The following is a 19,763-nucleotide window of genomic DNA, read 5'->3' on the forward strand; positions in this document are numbered from 1 at the left end:
GCGCGCCAGGGCGGCGAACGCGCCCTAGTCCTTTTCCAGCGTGCGCAAACGGCGGCGCAATTGCGCCAACTGTTGTATCACGGCGGCGTTGCGCTGCCATTCGCCATGCTCCGCGTACGGGAAGACCCCGGTATAGCGGCCAGGCTTGGAAATATTGGACGTCACAGCCGTGCCGCCCGAGATATGCACGTCGTCGCCCAGCACCAGATGGCCCGAAAGCATCGCGGCGCCACCGATGGTGCAGCGCTCGCCGATGGTCGTGGAGCCTGCCACCCCGACGCACGCCGCCATCGCGGTATGCGCGCCGATGCGGCAGTTGTGGCCGATCATGATCTGGTTGTCGAGCTTCACGCCGTCAGCCAGAACGGTGTCTTCGAGTGCGCCTCGATCGACGGTTGTGTTGGCGCCGATTTCGACGTCGTCGCCAAGGGACACGCCGCCAAACTGCGGAATCTTGCCCCAGGCGCCCTTGCCCAGCGAAGGATCCGGCGCAAAGCCGAAGCCGTCGGCGCCAAGCACCGATCCGCTATGCAGGATGACCCGGGCGCCGATCTTCACACCTTCGTACAGCGTGACGTTGGCATGCAGCCGGCCGTCGGGACCGATGGACGAACCAGCGCCGATGACGCAACCCGGACCCAGCACCGTGCCGCGCCCGATGCGCACGCCAGCTTCGACGACGCAATTGGGGCCGACGCGCACACCCTCTTCGATGATGGCGTCTGGCGCGACCACGGCGGAGGGATGCGTATCTGCGGGCAAGGCGGGTCTGCGGGCAGTGTCAAACCACTGCGCGACGCGCGCGTAAAGCAGATAGGGATGCTTGCAGACGACCAATGCGAACGGTGGCCGGTCGGTGCCCTGGGCCTCAAGCGCCTCGGCGACGTCGGGAGAGACGATGACCGCCCCTGCTCCGGTTGCGCCAAGCTGGCTTTGATAGCGGGGGTTGGACAGGAAAGAGATTTCCTGAGGACCGGCCGAAGACAGGGTCCCGATGCCGCAGACCCGCATGGGGTCTGCGCCGGGAACCGCACTGATACGCCAGTCCATACCCTGGGTATTGGCGGCGCTCAACATTGCTTCGAGTGTCGGCGCGCGGGCAAGATCCAGTAAAACCGGCATGACTAGACGGGTATCGCTTTACTTGCCCAGGCTCTGAATCACCTTGTCGGTGATGTCGATGCGGGGGTTGACCGTCACTGCGTCCTGGATGATCAGGTCGTAGTTTTCCTGTTCGGCGATACGCTTGATGGCGTCATTGGCCTTGGACACGATGCCCGAGAATTCTTCGTTGCGGCGGCGGTTGAAGTCTTCCTGGAATTCGCGGCGCTTGCGCTGCAGGTCGGTGTCCAGGTTGGCCAGTTCGCGCTGGCGCTTGACGCGGTCGGATTCAGACAGGACGGGCGCGTCCTTGTCGAACTTCTCGGCTTGCGAGCGCAGGCTGTTGTTCAGGCGTTGGAGTTCGTCGTCGCGCTTCTTGAATTCGGCTTCGATCTTGCTCTGGGCAGTCTTGGCCGGACCCGATTCGCGCAGGATGCGTTCGGTATTGACGAAACCGATCTTGGTGTTTTGCGCTTGGGCGGGGATCGCGGCAGCCGAACCGAGAATGAGCGCACCCACCAGGGCAATGGAGCCGCCCAGCTTGCCACGGCGCTTCGCGCCCAGCGTCTTCGATGATTTAAGTGCGAAATCAGACATCATGAAAATCTCACCTTCCAGTAAGGCAAAGCCAAAGTGTGTATTGTGCCACTAAACAGCAAGGACGCTGGGCCGGTGGGCCCTGCCCTTGTTTTCAAGAGTAACGCCTCGCTTAGAATCCGGTCCCGATCTGGAACTGGAAGCTTTGCTTGTCGTCGCCCGGCTTGGAATTGAGCGGCCGCGCATAAGACAACTGCAGCGGACCCATCGGCGATTGCCAGGACAGGCCCACGCCCGCCGAGAAACGCCAGCCGCACGGATCTTCGACCTCGGTATTGTCCCGGCCGCCCGTGCAGGAGAGGCCGCTGCCTGCCGACACCTGACCGGCGTCGCTGAAAATGAACCAACGCAACGTGCGGTCCTTGGACGCGCCCGGGAACGGCAGGTAGAGCTGCGCGTTTGCCACGATGCGGCGCGTGCCGCCCAGGTAGTCGCCCGTCTTGACGTCGCGCGGACCCAGCGACGAGCCTTCATAGCCGCGGACGGTGCCGATACCGCCGGCATAGACGTTCTTGATGACCGGGTAATCGTTGCTGCCGTAGCTCCGGCCCCAATCAACCATGCCGTTGAGCGCCAGCGTGTACGAGCCGCCCAGCGGCACGTAGTACTGCTGCTGCGCCGTCAGCATGGTGTATTGCAGGTCGACGGTCGACAGGTCGGCCTTCAGGCGCGTGTACGAACCCTTGGTCGGCGCCAGCGCGCTGTCACGCGTGTCCTTGGACCAGCCGGCGCTGAAAATCACCGAATTGGTCGAATCGCCATACTGGTCGACGAAGTGCTCGTAGGCCGCCGGCGAGTTGTTGTACAGGTCGATCTGGTTGCGTTCGAAGTTGGCGCCCAGGAAGACGCGGTCATACTCCGAGATCGGGATACCGAAGTTCATGCCGAGGCCCATGGCCTTGACGCGGTAGTCACCGTCGTTGTTGTTCCAGGGCTCGGTCACGCGGTAGTACGCGGACGTGGTGCGGCTGATGCCGTCCTTGGTCCAGTACGGATCGGTGTGCGACAGCACCACCGCGCGGTTCGTCTTGCTGGTGTTCAGTTGCAGCGTGAGGTTGGTGCCGCTGCCGAAGACGTTGTCTTCGCTGATGCCAGCCGACAGAATCGCCTTTTCGGACGAGCCGTAGCCCACGCCCAGGTTGATCATGCCGGTGGGCTTTTCCTTCACGTCGACGTTGACGTCGACCTGGTCGGGCGAGCCCGGGACCGGATCGGTCTTGACGTTGACGTCGCTGAAGTAGCCCAGGCGGTCGACGCGGTCGCGCGAAGTCTTGATGTCGGCGGCGTCGTACCAGGCGGCTTCCTGCTGGCGCATTTCGCGGCGCACGACTTCGTCGCGGGTACGGGTGTTGCCGCCGATCTGGATGCGGCGCACATAGACGCGGCGGCTCGGATCAACGTAGAAGGTCAGGTCGGCTTCGTGCTTGGCGCGGTCGAGCTGCGGGTTCGGGTTGACGTTGGCGAACGCGTAGCCCAGTTCACCCAGGTAGTCGGTGATCGCCTTGGCGGAATCGTTGGTCTTGGCGGCCGAGAAGGTCTCGCCAGCCTTGATCTGCACCAGGTCGTTGATTTCCTTGTCCAGGCCCAGCAGGTTGCCCGCCAGCTTTACGCTGCGCACCTTGTAGGGCTCGCCTTCATGGACGGTGATCGTGATGCGGATATCCTTGCGGTCCGGCGAAATGGTGACTTGCGGCGGCTCGACCGAGAACTCAAGGTAACCCTGATCCAGGTAGAACGAGCGCAGGCGTTCGAGGTCGCCCTCGAGCTTTTCGCGCGAGTATTTGTCGGTATCCGTGTACCAGGTCAGCCAGCCTGGGGTGGTGAGCTTGAATTCGTCCAGCAGATCGCTTTCGGAGAAGGCTTTATTGCCGACGAAACGAATCTCCTGGATGCGGGCGACCGAGCCCTCGAACACATCGAAACTGACGCCGACGCGATTGCGCGGCAGCGGCGTGACGGTGGAGGTGACTTCGACGCCGTACTTGCCCTTGGACAGATACTGCTGTTTCAGTTCGTATTCAGCGCGCTCGAGCATGGAGCGGTCGAAAATGCGGCCTTCCGCAAAACCGACCTGGGCGAGCGACGTGGTGATCGCCTTGGAGTCGAACTCGCGCATGCCGTTGAAATTAACGGAGGCGATGGTCGGACGTTCCTGGACGACCACGACGACGACATTATTGTCCGTCTGGATCTGAACGTCGGTGAAAAAGCCCGTGCCATACAAGCGGCGAATGGCTTCGGTGGCTTCTTCTTCGGTGAATTTCTCGCCGACTTTGACGGGAAGATAACCAAAGACGGTGCCGGCATCGGTTCGTTGAATACCCTCTACGCGGATATCCCGCACGACAAAGGGTTCGAAGGCGTGGGCCAAGGCCGGCAACATCAATGCGGCGGCAACGAGACCCGGCAGTACACCCTTTTTGTGTTGAAACATCCGGCGAAAAGACATCCTTGAGTATCCTCGGTCGTGCAAATGGCGGGGGATTTTATGCTAAATCGCGTTCAAGTGAACAAACGCGTGAAATCGTTGAACAGCGCAAGCCCCATAAGGCTCGCCAATATGCCTATGCCAGCGCGTTGTCCGATGTCGATCCATCTGGCAGGCGGGGGGCTGCCCCGCACAATTTCGACGAGATAGTACAGCAGATGGCCACCATCCAGCATAGGAATGGGAAGCAAATTTAAAACGCCAAGGCTGATACTGATCAATGCGATATAGGCGATATACGCAACAATGCCAATCCGGGCGGTCTGGCCGGCATAGTCGGCAATCGTGACCGGACCGCTGACATTGCGCCACGACACGTCGCCCGTCACCATCCTGCCCATCATGCGCAGCGAAAACCAGGCGGTATCCCAGGTGCGGACGGCGCCGCGCCACAGGCTATCGAAGACGCCATAGCGCACCGTCACCATCGGCACGTTGCCGCCCAGCTGCACGCCGACGCGGCCGATCTCCTGGCCGTTGACGACTTCGGGGCGAGGCGTGACGTTCAGGGTGATGCTGGCGCCGTCGCGCACCACGGTAAGCGCAAGCGGCTTCCCGGCGCTTTCCTGGATCTGCTTGACGAGTGCGCCGGTATCAGGGGCCGGCTGGCGATTCACGGCCACGACCAGATCGCCGGCGCGCAAGCCCGCGGCCTGCCCTTCACCGCCGTCGATCACGGCGCGCACAGCGGGCTTGGGTTGAGCCAGACGAACACCAGCGGCGGCGAGCGGGTCGCCCTCGGCCGGGTCCATCGTGTTGGGGGGAAGGTCGAGTTCGCGCTGCTGAACGGCGCCGGACGGGGTGCTGACCTCGATGCTGGCGCGCCCACCGGTGGACATCACGTCCATCAGGCGCCAGCGGGCGTCGGACCACGATGCGACTTCCTGGCCGTCGATGGCCAGGATGCGATCGCCGCCCAGCAGACCCGCGCGGGCGGCAGGCGTCTCGGCGGCGGGCGGCGCGATGATGGCGACGGGCTCCTCGGTGCCGGCCATATTCAGGCCCGCATACAGAAACACCGCAAGTATCAGATTGAAGATGGGACCGGCCGCCACGATGGCGATGCGCTGCCCGACCGGCTTGGTGTTGAACGCCGACGCCGCCACCGCGGGCGAAGCCCCGGGCGGCGCGTCGTCCAGCATCTTGACGTAACCGCCGAGCGGCAGGGCGGAAACCGCCCATTCGGTGCCGTGCCGGTCGGTGCGGCGCAGGATGACCTTGCCAAAGCCGACTGAGAAACGCAGGACCTTCACGCCACACAGGCGGGCAACCCAATAGTGCCCAAGCTCATGGAAAATGATCAGTGAGCCAAGCGCTACGGCAAAGGCCAGCAGGGTGAAAAGCATGGGGTCGGAATCTAGGAAATCAGAGGCAGGCGCGGCCCGCTATCAGGCCAGTCCGAGGTTGCCCGAAAAGGCGCGCGCCTCGGCGTCAAGCGCAAGTACGTCGTCAAGACTGCTGAGCGTAACAGATGCCTGCCGTGCTTGCCACTCGAGCGCCGCCTCGATGACCCGCGGAATCCAGGTATAGGCAAGCCGGCCTTCCAGGAAGGCGTCGACCGCAACTTCATTCGCGGCGTTGAGCGCCACGCAGGCGCCCTGCCCCGCCCGCATTGCGGCGAACGAATGGGCCAGGCAAGGAAAGCGGGTCAGATCCGGCTTTTCAAAGTCGAGCCGGCCATGGCGGGTCAGGTCCAGCGGACCGACGCCGCTCTCGATGCGATCGGGGAATCCAAGACCGTAGGCAATGGGCGTGCGCATGTCGGGCTGTCCCAACTGCGCGAGAACGGAGCCGTCGTCGTACTCAACCATTGAATGGACGACGCTCTGCGGGTGCACCACCACGTCGATCCGATCGGCGGGCATTGCGAACAGCCAATGGGCTTCGATGACCTCGAGGCCTTTGTTCAGCATGGTGGCCGAGTCGACGGAGATCTTGCGGCCCATGCTCCAGTTGGGATGGGCGCAAGCTTGCTCGGGGGTGACGTCGTGCAGGTCTTCGAGATCGCGCCCGCGGAACGGGCCGCCCGACGCGGTCAGCAACAGGCGCCGCACACCCTTTGCCGGACTATGCGGCGCATCGGCGCGACCTTGGTGCGGCAAGCACTGGAAGATGGCGTTGTGTTCGCTATCGATAGGCAGCAGTTCGGCGCCGTTATCGCGGATTGCCTGCATGAACAGTGTGCCGGCGGCAACCAGCGCCTCTTTGTTGGCCAGCAGTACGCGCTTGCCTGCACGCGCGGCGGCCAGTGCAGACGGCAAGCCTGCGGCGCCGACGATGGCGGCCATGACGGCGTCGCATTGGGGATCCGCGGCCGTGTCGGCCAGCGCCTGCGCGCCGACGCGGATCTCGGGCATGGGCTGTCCGCCCGGCCACGCGTCGATGAATTTCTGACGGGCGGCGGTATCCGGCACCACCACGACGGCAGCCCGGCTGGCTAACGCCTGCTCGGCAAGGCGCTGCATCCGGCTGTGCGCCGACAGCGCATAAACCGCCATCCGCTCCGGGTGGCGAGCAATTACGTCCAGCGTGCTTTCACCGATGGATCCGGTTGATCCCAGCACGACGACACGTTGAAAAGCCGTCAAAACAAAACTCCAGACAAAAGTAGCGCGAACGGCGCGACGGGCAGGATCGCATCGATGCGGTCATACACACCGCCATGGCCAGGCAAGAGCGTGCTGGAATCCTTGCGGCCCGCGCGTCGCTTGAGCAGCGACTCGAACAGGTCTCCCACAATGGACAGCACGCCCAGAACAGCGGCGATCGGCAATGCAAGCCAGAAGGTCCAGCGTTCGACCAGGGCATGACCGAAGGTGCCGTCCCACAGGCTGGACAGGCCAATCCACACCACCGCGCCCAGGACGCCGGCAATGGCGCCTTCAATGGTCTTGCCGGGACTCACGCGCGGAGCCAGTTTACGCTTGCCGAAGGCCCGGCCGGCAAAATATGCCGCAATATCAGCCACCCAGACGAGGGCGAGGAGGGACACGACGAACACCGCGCCGCGCGCCACGTACATCTGGGCCAGAACCGCCCAGGCGGCAAACGCGGCCGGCACGGAGAAGACCGACCAGGCCAGGCTGGCCGGCGGCGCATCGGAACGCCCGCGCACCACGGCGGTCACGCCGCCGAACAGCCAGACGGCCGAGACGGCAGGAACCAGGTAGCGCAGCACCCAGCCCGGATCGCCGGCGCCGCTACGGTCGCCCGCCAGCCAGGCCGAGGTCAGCACCAGCATGCCGGCGAACAGCAGCACGGCCACGCCGATGGAAATGACGGGGGATGGCGGTTGCGGCAGCGTCAGGCGCAGCCACTCCCAATTGGCGCAGGCGGCCGCAAGGGCCAGCAACGCGACGAACCACCATGGATTGGCGCTCGCCATGGCGGCGGCCAGAATGGCCAACAAAACGACGGCGGTAACGATACGCTGGCCCAGCATGTGACGGTCTCCTCTTGTGCTGCCTGGAAAGACGCGCGCGTCGCGATCAGCCTATTTGGCGGCGGCTTCGCTGACTTGGGCGCTGGTGCGGCCGAAGCGGCGCTCGCGCGTGCGGTACCAATCAAAGGCGGCCATGAGTTCATTGGCGCCGAAATCCGGCCAATAGCGATCCGTGAAGTAGAACTCCGCGTACGCCATCTGCCAGATCAGGAAATTGGAAATGCGCTGTTCGCCGCCGGTGCGGATGAACAGGTCGGGCTCGGGAGCCCATGCCATGGAAAGATGCCTGGAAAGGCGCTCTTCGTCCACCCGGTCAGGGTGCGCCGCGAGGTCGGGCTCGGCCGCCAGCATGGCTCGGGTGGCTTGCAGGATGTCCCAACGGCCGCCGTAGTTGGCGGCGACAGTCAGGTGCAGCCGGTCGTTGTGCGCGGTGCGTTCCTGGGCAGCGGCGATGAGCTCGCGCAGGCGCGGCTCGAAGGCGCTCAGGTCGCCGATCACGTGCAGACGCACGCCCTGCTCTTGCAGCTTGCCGACTTCACGCTCAAGCGCCTGCACGAACAGGCGCATCAGCAGCGAGACCTCTTCGGCCGGGCGACGCCAGTTCTCGGAACTGAACGCGAACAACGTCAGGTAACGCACGCCTGCGCGTCCGCAGGCCTCGACCACGCGCCGGACGGCCTGCACGCCCTTGGCATGCCCGGCAGTGCGAGGCAGCAGGCGCCGCGTCGCCCAGCGTCCGTTGCCATCCATGATGATGGCGACGTGCTCGGGGATGTCACGGATATCGGGGACCGCCTGAGTCGAACTGGTTGCCATTAGTTTGGGGACTGCGCGCGGCGGACCGGCGAAAAAGACGAATACGGGAAAAAACCTGCGCCGTCGATTCCATCGCTACGAGGAAGTACCGCGAGGCAATGGACGGGACGGCGCATGTGCAATGAAATCCTGACGCCACGCGGGCCGCAATGCGGCGCCTCGTGGCGTGCTGGGATTATACGGTCATGATTTCGGCTTCTTTCTGGACGACCATCTTGTCGATGTCGGCGACGGCGCGATCCGTCAGCTTCTGGACGTCATCTTGCGAACGACGCTCGTCGTCCTCGGAGATTTCCTTGTCCTTGACCAGCTTCTTGAGCGCTTCGTTGGCCTCGCGGCGCAGGTTCCGCACCGCGATCTTGGCGTCTTCGCCTTCGCTGCGCACGACCTTGGTCAGGTCGCGGCGGCGCTCTTCGGTCAGCGCGGGCATCGGCACGCGGATCGTGTCGCCCATGGAGATGGGGTTCAGACCCAGGTCCGACTCACGGATGGCCTTTTCGATCGGGCCGGCCATGTGCTTTTCGTACGGCTGCAGGCTGATGGTGCGGGCGTCGACCAGGTTCACGTTGGCGACCTGGCCCACCGGCACGGGCGAACCGTAGTATTCGACCTGCACGTGGTCCAGGATGCCGGTGTGGGCGCGGCCCGTGCGGATCTTGGCCAGGTTGGTCTTGAGCGTATCAAGCGACTTGGCCATTCTGGCCTCGGCGGATTTGCGGATTTCTGCTGCGCTCATGGAATTTCCTTTTCTTTAAACGTGTACCAACGTGCCTTCGTCCTCGCCGCTCACGACTCGCTTGAGCGCGCCGGACTTATTGATCGAAAACACCTTGATCGGCAGTTTCTGGTCGCGGCACAGCGCAAAGGCGGTGGCGTCCATGACTTCCAGACGGCGGACGATCGCCTCGTCGAAGCTGATGCGCGCGTAGCGCGTTGCGGTGGGATCCTTGTTGGGATCCGCGCTGTAGATGCCGTCCACCTTGGTGGCCTTCAGCACGATCTCCGCGCCGATCTCGGCGCCGCGCAGTGCCGCAGCCGTATCGGTGGTGAAGAAGGGGTTGCCGGTGCCCGCGGCGAAGATCACGACCTTGCCCTCTTCGAGGTAACGCAAAGCCTTCGGCCGGATGTAGGGCTCGACGACCTGATCGATATTCAGCGCGGATTGTACCCGGGTGTCGATACCCTTGTGCTTGAGCGCGTCTTGCAGCGCAAGCGCGTTCATGATGGTGGCCATCATGCCCATGTAGTCGGCGGTCGCGCGGTCCATGCCCTGCGCACCCGGGGCGACGCCACGGAAGATGTTGCCTCCGCCGATGACGATGGCCAGTTCGACGCCCGTGGCGGCGACTTCAGCGATCTCATCGGTCATACGGACGATGGTGGAGCGATTGATGCCGAATGCATCGTCGCCCATCAGCGCCTCGCCGGAAAGTTTGAGAAGAACCCGTTTGTATGCCCTGCTGCTCATAGGTGATATCCCGAAGAACAATCCGACGAAAGTGTAAGTCAAGAATGGGGTTGACCCCCAGCGCCGCGCCCGCGAGGCGGGTTGGGCACCCCCGAGGCGTCTGCCTTTGGGGGCCCATGCGGCGAAAAAGGCCGGACTAGAATTTAATCTAGCGCCGGCCTTTAAGCACTACCTAGAGGTCAGGCGGCGCCAGCGGCGGCGGCGGCAACCTCAGCGGCAAAGTCGCTGGTCTTCTTCTCGATACCTTCGCCGACGACGAACAGCACGAACTTGCTGATCGACGCGCCCTTTTCCTTCAGGTGCTGTTCGACCGTGTGCTTGTCGCTCTTGACGAAGGGCTGCGACAGCAGCGTCACTTCCTTCAGGAACTTCACGACCGAGCCTTCCACCATCTTGGCGACGATGTCGGCCGGCTTGCCGGATTCAGCGGCCTTCTGCTCGGCAACCGAGCGCTCCGCAGCGATGTCGGCCGGGTTCACGCCGTCGGCGTTCAGGGCCTTGGGCTTGGTGGCGGCGATGTGCATCGCCAGGTCCTTGCCCACTTCTTCGGCGCCGGTGTATTCGACCAGCACGCCGATCTTGCCGCCGTGCACGTAGCTGGCCAGCGAGTTGGCGGTCTCGATGCGCTCGAAGCGGCGGATCGAGATGTTTTCGCCGATCTTGCCGATCAGGGCGGTGCGGGTGGTTTCGACAGTGCCTTCACCGTACGGCAGCGCCGACAGCGCGGCGACGTCGGCCGGGTTCTGCGTCGCGACCAGTTCGGCCAGCTTGTTCACGAAGCCGACGAAGTCGTCGTTCTTGGCGACGAAGTCGGTTTCGCAGTTGATTTCGATGACGGCGCCCTTCTTGGCGTCGGCGGAGATGAACAGACCGATCAGGCCTTCGGCGGTGACGCGGGCAGCAGCCTTGCTGGCCTTGTTGCCCAGCTTGACGCGCAGGATTTCCTCGGCGCGGGCCAGGTCACCTTCGGCTTCCGTCAGGGCCTTCTTGCATTCCATCATGGGCGCGTCAGTCTTTTCGCGCAGTTCCTTGACCAGGGCAGCGGTAATTTCAGCCATGTTTGCTCCAAATTTTGCTAAGACACGCCCCGGCGGGCCGGGGCTGTGATTTGATTCGATGGGACGCCCGCACTGGGCGGGCCTGGAAGATGGGAGCCCAGCTTCGCAGCGCCGGCGGGGCGGAAACGGGCCGGTTTCGGCACCGCTTCCAGACCTTACCCGCCGGACATGACAACCGGCTTAGGCCTGGTTGTCTTGAACTTCGACGAACTCTTCCTGACCTTCGCCCAGTTCTTCGACCAGACCGTTCAGGTTTTGCTCGCGGCCTTCCAGGACGGCGTCGGCGATGCCCTTGGCGTACAGCGCGATGGCCTTGGCCGAGTCGTCGTTGCCGGGGATGACGTAGTCGATACCTTCGGGCGAGTGGTTGGTGTCAACCACGGCGACCACGGGGATGCCCAGCGTCTTGGCTTCGGCGATGGCGATCTTGTGGTAGCCGACGTCGATCACGAACATGGCATCAGGCAGACCGTTCATGTCCTTGATGCCGCCGATCGACTTGTTCAGCTTGTCCAGTTCGCGTTGGAACAGCAGGCCTTCCTTCTTGATCATGCGCTCGGCGCCGCCTTCGGCGACAACGGCTTCCATGTCCTTCAGGCGCTTGACCGAGGTCTTGACCGTCTTGAAGTTGGTCAGCATGCCGCCGAGCCAGCGGGCGTCGACGAAGGGCATGCCGCAACGGGCGGCTTCAGCGGCGACCAGCTCGCGAGCGGCGCGCTTCGTGCCGACGAACAGGATGTTGCCGCCGCGAGCAGCCAGCTGCTTCACGAACTTGGTGGCTTCCTGGTACTTATCAACCGTCTTTTCGAGGTTGATGATGTGAATCTTGTTGCGGTGGCCGAAGATGTACTGCGACATCTTGGGGTTCCAGTAACGGGTCTGGTGACCAAAGTGGACACCCGCTTCCAGCATTTCGCGCATCAAAGACATTTAATTCTCCAAGGGTTGGTTTCTTGCGCCGCACCTGCATCAGCATCCTGCTGACACCCTGGGTGGTGTTGCGCGCGATTTCCCGCAAAAACGCGGGATGACAAAAATTTTAACCGGGCCGGCCGATCACTGCCGCAATAACTACGACGCTCCAGGCGTGTTGCCTGTAGCGGCGCGCCTTTAACGACTTCTACTACGCTGCCGCGATAAACCCAGACGGCCGCCACACGACAAGAGACTTGCATTGCGTCTGTCCGACACTCCAGGAGTTTCCTGGAAGTTTCTTCAAGACGCACCCGGAATTGTTTTGTTGGCGGCGAAATCCAGTTCTTCGCGAACGTGGCCGCTAGGCCCGCCCGCGCATCAGGCCGCTGTGGCAGTTCTTAAGGACCCCTTTCAGGATGCGCTTTTCAGCACACGCTTTTCAGCAGACGCTTCTAAGCACGATTCCAAGAACTTAATCCAGCGCCCATACCGAACCTGCATCGCCGCTCGAAAACACTTCCGGGCTTGCAAGCACACCGCGCCCAGCCAGTGTCAGCATCCATGCCCCAAGCGCCATGCCAAAAGCTTCATGCCCTAAGCGCATCCAGCCGGATTTCCGTTTGTCGCCCATTTTTTCCTCAACACCAGCAGCCTGCCCGAATTCGCTCCACAACCTTCGCTTGCGGTGAAACTTCAGGGCTTGCCACGGGATCTCAAGAAAGAACCGCGCGAAACCAGATTTCCTGCCGGTGTGCACTAGAACCTCTGCTCTAGACCTGTGCTCTGGACCCAAAGGCCAGCACCCGCCGGGTTTGGCTGGGAGCCGGGATGTTCCCACCCTGACGGATGTTCTTGTCCTGACTCTTCTTGCCGGTAACCCGATTGCTCCCCAAATTTTTAGGGAAGCCTATAATTCTACTATTCTTTCAAGCAGACATTCAAGCGACTCGTCGCAAGCATTCCATGGGCACAATCACCAATCCGGCCGACCTGGCCAAGATGCGCGCCGCCTGCCAGGACGCCGCCAAAGTTCTCGATTTCATCACCCCGCACGTCAAGCCGGGGGTCACCACGGGCGAACTCGACCGCCTGTGCCTGGAATACCTGACCGACGAGCTCAAGGTGAAGTCCGCCACGGTCGGCTATGCGCCCCCGGGCTACCCGCCCTTCCCCGGCGCCATCTGTACCTCGGTCAACCATCAGGTGTGTCACGGCATCCCGGGCGACAAGGTCCTGAAAAACGGGGACTCATTGAACATCGACGTCACCATCATCAAGGATGGCTGGTTTGGCGACACGAGCCGGATGTACGCGGTGGGCGAGCAGTCCATTCTGTCCCGGCGCCTGTCCGACATCACGTTCGAGTGCATGTGGAAAGGCATCCAGCAGGTCAAGAACGGCGCCACGCTGGGCGACATCGGCAATGCGATCCAGAAGCACGCCGAATCGAACGGCTTCTCGGTGGTGCGCGAATTCTGCGGCCACGGCATCGGCGAACGCTTCCATGAAGACCCGCAGGTGCTGCACTACGGCAAGCCCGGCACGGGCGTGAAGCTGGTGACCGGCATGCTGTTCACCATCGAGCCCATGATCAACGCCGGACGCCGCGAGATCCGCCAACTGGCCGACGGCTGGACCGTCGTCACCCGCGACCACAGCCTGTCCGCGCAATGGGAACACGCCGTCTGCGTGACGGAAACCGGCTACGAGGTCCTGACCCTCTCGCCCGGCATGCCCCAGCCGCCCGCGTTCATCACCGAACCCATCGTCATTCCCGCCGTCTGAAGCCCGCAGCCACCCATGACCGCCGAAATCCTTACCAAGCTGCGCGAACGCATCCAGGAATCCCGGCGGGCCGCGGTGGCCCAGTTCCGGGAACACGAACGGCCGGACATCCTGCTGACCGAATTGCGACGCATCGTGGATGCCGCCCTGCGGGATCTGGTCAAGCATTGTCCGCTGCCGATCGGCGCCACGCTGGCTGCCGTGGGCGGTTATGGCCGTGGCGAGCTCTACCCTCATTCCGACGTCGACCTGCTGATCCTGCTGCCCCACGCCCCGACGCCGGACGAAGAAAGCGCGATCGAAAAACTGGTGGCTTCGCTGTGGGATCTGGGACTGGAGCCCGGCCACAGCGTGCGCACCATCGAGGATTGCGAGCGCGAGGCGGACGCGGACATCACCGTGGAAACCGCGCTGCTGGAATCCCGCTGGCTGGCCGGCAGCCGCGTGCTGATGCGCAAATTCGATGCCGCGACCAAGTCCCGGCTTGATCCGCAGGCGTTCTTTCTGGCCAAGCGCGTCGAAATGCAGCAGCGCCATTCGCGCTACCACGACACCCCGTACGCGCTGGAGCCCAATTGCAAGGAATCGCCGGGCGGCTTGCGCGATCTGCAGGTCATTCTATGGATGGCGCGTGCAGCCGGTTTCGGCAACAACTGGCGCTCGGTGGCGCAGGCGGGGCTGCTGACCTCGTCCGAGGCGCGCGACCTGCGCAAGGCCGAGCAGGCTTTCAAGCGCCTGCGCATTGAACTGCATCTGCTGGCCAATCGGCGCGAAGACCGGGTGCTGTTCGATCTGCAGCCCGCGCTGGCCGAGGTCTACGGCATCCACGCCACCGCCACGCGGCGGGGCAGCGAACTGCTGATGCAGCGCTACTACTGGGCGGCGCGGCTCGTGACGCAGTTGAACGGCATCCTGGTGCAGAACATCGAGGAACGGCTGTTCCCGCGCCCGGACAGCGACGCGCGCGACATCGATGACGATTTCCGCAACCTGCGCGACCGCCTGGACATCATTCGGGACGACGGCTTCGAGCGCAATCCCACGCTGCTGCTGCGCGCCTTCCTGGTGATGCAGCAGCACCCCGAGCTGACCGGCATGTCGGCGCGCACGCTGCGCGCCATCTGGCATTCGCGTCACCGCATCGACGCGCAGTTCCGCCGCAACCCGGTCAACCGCAAGCTGTTCCTGCAGATCCTGCAGCAGCCGCGCGGCATCGTCCACGAACTGCGGCGCATGACCATGCTGAACATCCTGCCGCGTTATCTGCCGGTGTTCCGCCGCATCGTGGGCCAGATGCAGCACGACCTTTTCCATGCCTATACGGTGGACCAGCACACGCTCGCGGTGGTGCGCAACCTGCGCCGATTCACCATGCCCGAGCACGCGCAGGAATATCCGCTGGCCAGCCAGCTGATCGCCGGCCTGGACCGGCACTGGCTGCTGTACGTGGCGGCGCTGTTTCATGACATCGCCAAGGGCCGCGGCGGCGATCATTCCGAACTGGGTGCGCGCGAAGTGCGTAAGTTCGCAGCGGATCACGGCATGGACCCGGAAGACGCGAAACTGGTCGAGTTTTTGGTGCGTCAGCATCTGCTGATGTCGGCGGTGGCGCAAAAGCGCGACCTCTCCGACCCCGACGTCGTGCAGGAATTCGCCGCCACGGTGAAGGACGAGCGCCATCTGACCGCGCTGTATCTGCTGACGGTGGCGGACATTCGCGGCACCAGCCCCAAGGTCTGGAACGCCTGGAAGGGCAAGCTGCTGGAAGACCTGTACAAGCTGACGCTGGCGGCGCTGGGCGGCGCCCATGCCGACGCGCACACCGTGCTGGCCGAGCGCAAGGAAGAAGCAGCGCGGCTGACCCGGCTGGCCGGCCTGCGCGACGACGCGCGCGAGGCGTTCTGGAATCAGCTCGACGTGGCGTATTTCCTGCGCCATGACGCGTCCGACATCGCCTGGCACACGCGCCACCTGTATCACCAGGTCGCGCCGGCCAAAGCCGTGGTCAAGGCGCGCCCCACCGAACAGGGTGAAGGCCTGCAGATCATGGTCTACACGCGCGACGCCCCCGATCTATTTGTCGCCATTTGCGGTTATTTCGACGCCAAGTCGCTGTCCATTCAGGACGCGCGCATCCACACGACCCGCCATGGCTGGGCGCTGGACAGCTTCATCGTTCTGCTGCCGGAGGGCGCCAGCGACCTGCGGGCGCAGGCCACGCTGGTCGAACACGAACTTGCCGAACGCCTGAAGGATCCGCAGGCGGCCGCGCAGGCCCAGCCCGGCCGCGGCGGTTGGTACGGTCGTGGCCGGCAGTCCCGCGTGTCTCGCGTGTTTCCGGTCATGCCCCAGGCCGAACTGCAGCCGGACGAGCGCAGCACGTCATGGCGCCTGTCCGTCACGGCGACCGACCGCCCCGGGCTGCTGCACGCCCTGGCGCGCGTCTTTGCGCGCCACGAGATCAACCTGCTCATGGCCAAGATCATGACGCTGGGCGACCGCGTGGAAGACGTGTTCATTGTGGATGGATCCGCACTGGCGCGCCCCCGCAGCCAGATGCAGTTCGAACGCGACATCCTTGACGCGCTGTCGGGCGACGAGGCCCAGCAGCGCGCTGCCTGACCTGGCATCGCCAGACCCGGCCCGGACCGCATACAATCCGGGTTTTCGGCCAGGCGATGCTTGCTCACATGCAGCTCAACGACTATCTGCGCATTTTCGGTGGCAGCTTTTTCTTCGCACTGGCCACCCTGCTGCCGTTCCTGAATCCGCCTGCGATCGCCCCCATCTTTCTTTCGCTGACCGAGGGCGCGTCCTCGGCCACGCGGGTGGTGCTGGCCAAGCGGGTCGCGATCAACGTGTGCCTGATGCTGATCGTGGCCATGGTGGCGGGCAACGTGCTCCTCAGTTTTTTCGGCATCTCGCTGTCCATCGTGCGCGTGGGCGGGGGCATGCTGGTGATCGCCAGCGCCTGGCGGCTGGTGAACTCGCCAGATGCCGACACCGAGCGGGTGGCGCGCATGGCCGAATCGTTCACGCCCGAGATGGCGAAGGCGCGCGCGTTCTATCCGCTGACCTTCCCCATCAGTTGCGGCCCCGGCTCCATCGCGGCCGCCATCACGGTGGGCGTCTCGCTGCGGGACACGAACCACGCATGGAGCCTGGTGCGGCTGGCGGGGTCCATTCCCGGCATCATCGTCGTGTCCCTGACGCTTTACGTCTGCCTGCGCTTTGCGGCGCAGATGCTGCATCGCCTGGGCGATAACGGCACGGCGGTCTTCATGCGGCTATCGGCCTTCATCATGCTGTGTCTCGGGGTGCAGATTTTCTGGGAAGGCGCGCGGGAACTGCTCCTGAGCGTGCTGACGCAAGTGATGCAACCAATTCCCGTCCCGAAGGCCTAAGCAAGTCCGGCCGCCGCGCCGGCTTCGTCCAACTCATTCCAACGCAACAATGACCTCTCGCTCAGAACGCCTGCTCCGCCTGATCGCCCTCTTCTCCTTCGGCGCGGTGGGCATCGCCCTCGTTTCCCAGCACGTCTTCGACATGCCGCCCTGCGCCTGGTGCGTGATGCAGCGCCTGATCTATCTGGTGATCGGCGTCGCCGCGCTGATCGGCGGCTTTGGCGGCGGACGCGCGCTGACGCGCATTTGCGGCTTTCTTGCTGCCCTCTTGTCGCTGTCCGGCATCGTAGCCGCCTGGTATCAGTACAGCGTTGCCGCCAACATGCTGTCGTGCGACCAGACGTTTGCCGACCGCCTCATGACCGGCATCGGGCTGGAAAGCGCCATTCCGCCGCTGTTCGGCATCTATGCCACCTGCATGGACGCCAAGGTGCCGGTGCTGGGCGTCGAGTACGCCCTGTGGAGCCTGGCGCTATTCGTGATCCTGTTCTTCATGGCCCTGCCAGTGGTGTTCCGGCGCGGCCACGCCTGAGCCGGCCGCTTCGATCCGTGCAGACGCTGAAATACCTGACCGGCTACCCGGAACCGCTGCTGGCGCAAGCGCAAAAGCTGCTGGACCAGGACAAGCTGGGCGCGGCCCTGCTTGCCCGGTATCCAGGTGGCGCGCACGAAGTGCGCACCGACAAGGCGCTGTACCAGTACGTGACGGACCTGAAGAACGCCTACATGCGCAACGGCGACCAGATCAACAAGGTGGCCTTCGACAGCAAGATCCACGTGATCCAGCATGCGCTGGGCCAGCACACCTATATCTCGCGCGTGCAGGGCGGCAAGCTGAAGGCCAAGCACGAGATCCGGGTGGCGACGCTGTTCAAGAACGTGCCCGCGGAATTCCTGAAGATGATCACCGTGCACGAACTGGCTCACCTGAAGGAAAAGGACCACAACAAGGCGTTCTACAACATGTGCCTGCGCATGGAGCCGCATTACCATCAATACGAGTTCGACCTGCGGCTGTACCTCACGCATCTCGAGGCCACGCGCACGCCGCTATGGGAAGCGCAGGGCTAGCCATTGCCTGCGGCGCTGCCCCGCCGACGAAAAAAATGCCGTCCCGAGGGACGGCATTTTTGTCTGCGCGAAACGCCGGGAGAAATCAGGCGTCGTCGGACGTGTAGCCCATGTTGAAGCGCAGACCGCCCGCGTCTTCGTCCTTGCCGGGCTCGGAGCGCGACTGCCCCAGGCGGGCCAGGTACTCGGGCGTGATGTCGCCGGTGATGTACTGGCCGTCGAAGCACGAGGCCTCGAAGCGCGTCAGCTTGGGGTTGATGTCGCGGACCGCCTGCTGCATATCGTGCAGGTCCTGGTAGACCAGGCTGTCGGCGCCGATCGCGCGGGCGATTTCCTCGTCCGTACGGCCGGTGGCGATCAGTTCGCTTTGCGTGGGCATGTCGATGCCGTACACGTTGGGGAAGCGCACCGGAGGCGCGGCCGAGGCGAAGTACACCTTGTTGGCGCCGGCGGCGCGGGCCATGTCGACGATTTCGCGGCTGGTCGTGCCGCGCACGATGGAGTCGTCCACCAGCAGCACGTTCTTGCCCTTGAATTCCATGCCAATGGCATTGAGCTTCTGGCGCACCGACTTACGGCGCACGGCCTGGCCCGGCATGATGAACGTACGGCCCACGTAGCGGTTCTTGATGAGTCCTTCGCGGTAGTCCAGGTTCAGACGCGCGGCCAGCTGCATGGCGGCCGGTCGCGAGGAATCGGGAATCGGCATGACGACGTCGATGTCGCCCAGGCGCATGTTGCGCGCAACCTTGTCGGCCAGGTATTCACCCATGCGCAGACGCGCGTCGTACACCGACACGCCGTCGATCATCGAATCGGGGCGGGCGAAGTAGACGTACTCGAAAATGCACGGCACGAGCTGGGGGTTGTCGGCGCACTGGCGGGCGACCATGCGGCCGTCCAGGTCGATGAACACGGCTTCGCCAGGTTCGACGTCGCGCACGAAGGTGAAACCGCTGCCTTCGAGGGCCACGGATTCCGAGGCCGCCATCCATTCCACGCCTTCTTCGGTCTCCTGGCGGCCGATGCACAGCGGACGGATGCCGTTGGGATCGCGGAAGGCGAGCAGGCCGTAACCGGAAATCTGGGCCACGACGGCATAGGCGCCGCGCACGCGCTTGTGCAGGGCGGCAACCGCGCGGAACATCGCGTCATCGTCCAGCGACACGCCGTTGGCGGCCGATTGCAGCTCGTGCGCCAGCACGTTCAGGAGGACTTCGGAATCGGAGTTCGTGTTGATGTGGCGGCGGTCGACGCGATAGAGCGATTCGCGCAATTCGCGCCAGTTGGTCAGGTTGCCGTTGTGGGACAACATGATGCCGAACGGGGCGTTGACGTAGAAAGGCTGGGCCTCTTCTTCGCTGGCGCTGGAGCCTGCGGTGGGGTAGCGGACCTGGCCGACGCCGGACGTGCCGGGCAGCGCGCGCATGTTGCGCGTGCGGAACACGTCGCGCACCAGGCCGTGCGCCTTGTACATATTGAACTGGTTGCCTTGCGACGTCGCAATGCCCGCGGCGTCCTGCCCGCGATGCTGCAACAGCAGCAAGCTGTCATAGAGCAGCTGGTTGACCGGCCCGCGCCCGATGACCCCTACGATTCCACACATGGTGAGATTTCC

Annotated in this window: 18 protein-coding genes; 5 read left to right on the forward strand and 13 right to left on the reverse strand. The window is 63.9% G+C overall.

The window, feature by feature from the left end:
* Positions 1 to 24: 24 nt before the first annotated feature.
* From lpxD to AC6CIE_RS08395, 12 genes are all read right to left on the reverse strand, one after another.
* A complete protein-coding gene (gene lpxD / locus AC6CIE_RS08340; protein ID WP_175139166.1) occupies positions 25 to 1,122 on the reverse strand; it encodes a UDP-3-O-(3-hydroxymyristoyl)glucosamine N-acyltransferase in 1,098 nt (365 codons plus the stop codon).
* A gap of 18 nt (positions 1,123 to 1,140) precedes the next feature.
* Positions 1,141 to 1,701 carry an OmpH/Skp family outer membrane protein gene (locus AC6CIE_RS08345; RefSeq protein ID WP_175121926.1) on the reverse strand — a complete coding sequence of 187 codons (561 nt, stop codon included), beginning with the start codon at positions 1,699 to 1,701 and terminating at the stop codon, positions 1,141 to 1,143.
* 109 nt (positions 1,702 to 1,810) lie between these two features.
* Entirely contained in the window at positions 1,811 to 4,147 is a 2,337-nt protein-coding gene (gene bamA / locus AC6CIE_RS08350) for an outer membrane protein assembly factor BamA (protein WP_175121927.1), read from the reverse strand.
* Between the two features lie 53 nt (positions 4,148 to 4,200).
* Positions 4,201 to 5,532 carry an RIP metalloprotease RseP gene (rseP, locus tag AC6CIE_RS08355; RefSeq protein WP_498091966.1) on the reverse strand — a complete coding sequence of 444 codons (1,332 nt, stop codon included), beginning with the start codon at positions 5,530 to 5,532 and terminating at the stop codon, positions 4,201 to 4,203.
* A 42-nt stretch (positions 5,533 to 5,574) separates the two neighbouring features.
* Positions 5,575 to 6,774: a 1-deoxy-D-xylulose-5-phosphate reductoisomerase gene (locus AC6CIE_RS08360; protein WP_175121929.1), complete on the reverse strand. Its 1,200-nt coding sequence runs from the start codon at positions 6,772 to 6,774 to the stop codon at positions 5,575 to 5,577.
* Entirely contained in the window at positions 6,771 to 7,628 is an 858-nt protein-coding gene (locus tag AC6CIE_RS08365) for a phosphatidate cytidylyltransferase (protein ID WP_175139162.1), read from the reverse strand. Before AC6CIE_RS08365 ends, AC6CIE_RS08360 begins: the two co-directional genes overlap by 4 nt.
* A gap of 51 nt (positions 7,629 to 7,679) precedes the next feature.
* The gene (gene uppS, locus AC6CIE_RS08370) at positions 7,680 to 8,444 is read right to left on the reverse strand and encodes a polyprenyl diphosphate synthase (protein WP_175121931.1); all 765 of its coding nucleotides are present in this window, start codon (positions 8,442 to 8,444) and stop codon (positions 7,680 to 7,682) included.
* 175 nt (positions 8,445 to 8,619) lie between these two features.
* On the reverse strand, positions 8,620 to 9,180 hold the full coding sequence (gene frr / locus AC6CIE_RS08375) for a ribosome recycling factor (protein ID WP_056316760.1): 561 nt from the start codon (positions 9,178 to 9,180) through the stop codon (positions 8,620 to 8,622).
* 15 nt (positions 9,181 to 9,195) lie between these two features.
* Positions 9,196 to 9,912, reverse strand: coding sequence for a UMP kinase (gene pyrH, locus AC6CIE_RS08380; protein ID WP_054425864.1), 717 nt, complete (start codon positions 9,910 to 9,912; stop codon positions 9,196 to 9,198).
* A 179-nt stretch (positions 9,913 to 10,091) separates the two neighbouring features.
* On the reverse strand, positions 10,092 to 10,970 hold the full coding sequence (gene tsf / locus AC6CIE_RS08385) for a translation elongation factor Ts (RefSeq protein WP_092582300.1): 879 nt from the start codon (positions 10,968 to 10,970) through the stop codon (positions 10,092 to 10,094).
* Positions 10,971 to 11,150: 180 nt separating this feature from the next.
* Positions 11,151 to 11,900, reverse strand: coding sequence for a 30S ribosomal protein S2 (gene rpsB, locus AC6CIE_RS08390; protein WP_175121932.1), 750 nt, complete (start codon positions 11,898 to 11,900; stop codon positions 11,151 to 11,153).
* Between the two features lie 457 nt (positions 11,901 to 12,357).
* Complete coding sequence (locus tag AC6CIE_RS08395) at positions 12,358 to 12,642, reverse strand: hypothetical protein (protein ID WP_286936300.1); 285 nt, start codon at positions 12,640 to 12,642, stop codon at positions 12,358 to 12,360.
* Between the two features lie 206 nt (positions 12,643 to 12,848).
* Here AC6CIE_RS08395 and map point away from each other — a divergent pair, with 206 nt between their 5' ends.
* From map to AC6CIE_RS08420, 5 genes are all read left to right on the forward strand, one after another.
* The gene (map, locus tag AC6CIE_RS08400) at positions 12,849 to 13,670 is read left to right on the forward strand and encodes a type I methionyl aminopeptidase (protein ID WP_175121933.1); all 822 of its coding nucleotides are present in this window, start codon (positions 12,849 to 12,851) and stop codon (positions 13,668 to 13,670) included.
* A 15-nt stretch (positions 13,671 to 13,685) separates the two neighbouring features.
* Positions 13,686 to 16,292: a [protein-PII] uridylyltransferase gene (locus tag AC6CIE_RS08405; protein ID WP_498091968.1), complete on the forward strand. Its 2,607-nt coding sequence runs from the start codon at positions 13,686 to 13,688 to the stop codon at positions 16,290 to 16,292.
* 68 nt (positions 16,293 to 16,360) lie between these two features.
* Entirely contained in the window at positions 16,361 to 17,074 is a 714-nt protein-coding gene (locus AC6CIE_RS08410; RefSeq protein WP_056570280.1) for a MarC family protein, read from the forward strand.
* Positions 17,075 to 17,123: 49 nt separating this feature from the next.
* Positions 17,124 to 17,606 carry a disulfide bond formation protein B gene (locus AC6CIE_RS08415; RefSeq protein ID WP_498091970.1) on the forward strand — a complete coding sequence of 161 codons (483 nt, stop codon included), beginning with the start codon at positions 17,124 to 17,126 and terminating at the stop codon, positions 17,604 to 17,606.
* A 17-nt stretch (positions 17,607 to 17,623) separates the two neighbouring features.
* Positions 17,624 to 18,145 carry a M48 metallopeptidase family protein gene (locus tag AC6CIE_RS08420; protein WP_175121936.1) on the forward strand — a complete coding sequence of 174 codons (522 nt, stop codon included), beginning with the start codon at positions 17,624 to 17,626 and terminating at the stop codon, positions 18,143 to 18,145.
* Positions 18,146 to 18,230: 85 nt separating this feature from the next.
* Here AC6CIE_RS08420 and purF read toward each other — a convergent pair whose 3' ends face one another.
* Entirely contained in the window at positions 18,231 to 19,751 is a 1,521-nt protein-coding gene (gene purF / locus AC6CIE_RS08425) for an amidophosphoribosyltransferase (protein ID WP_175121937.1), read from the reverse strand.
* Between the last annotated feature and the right edge of the window lie 12 nt (positions 19,752 to 19,763).

The organism is Achromobacter sp. GQ309 (assembly GCF_059759315.1).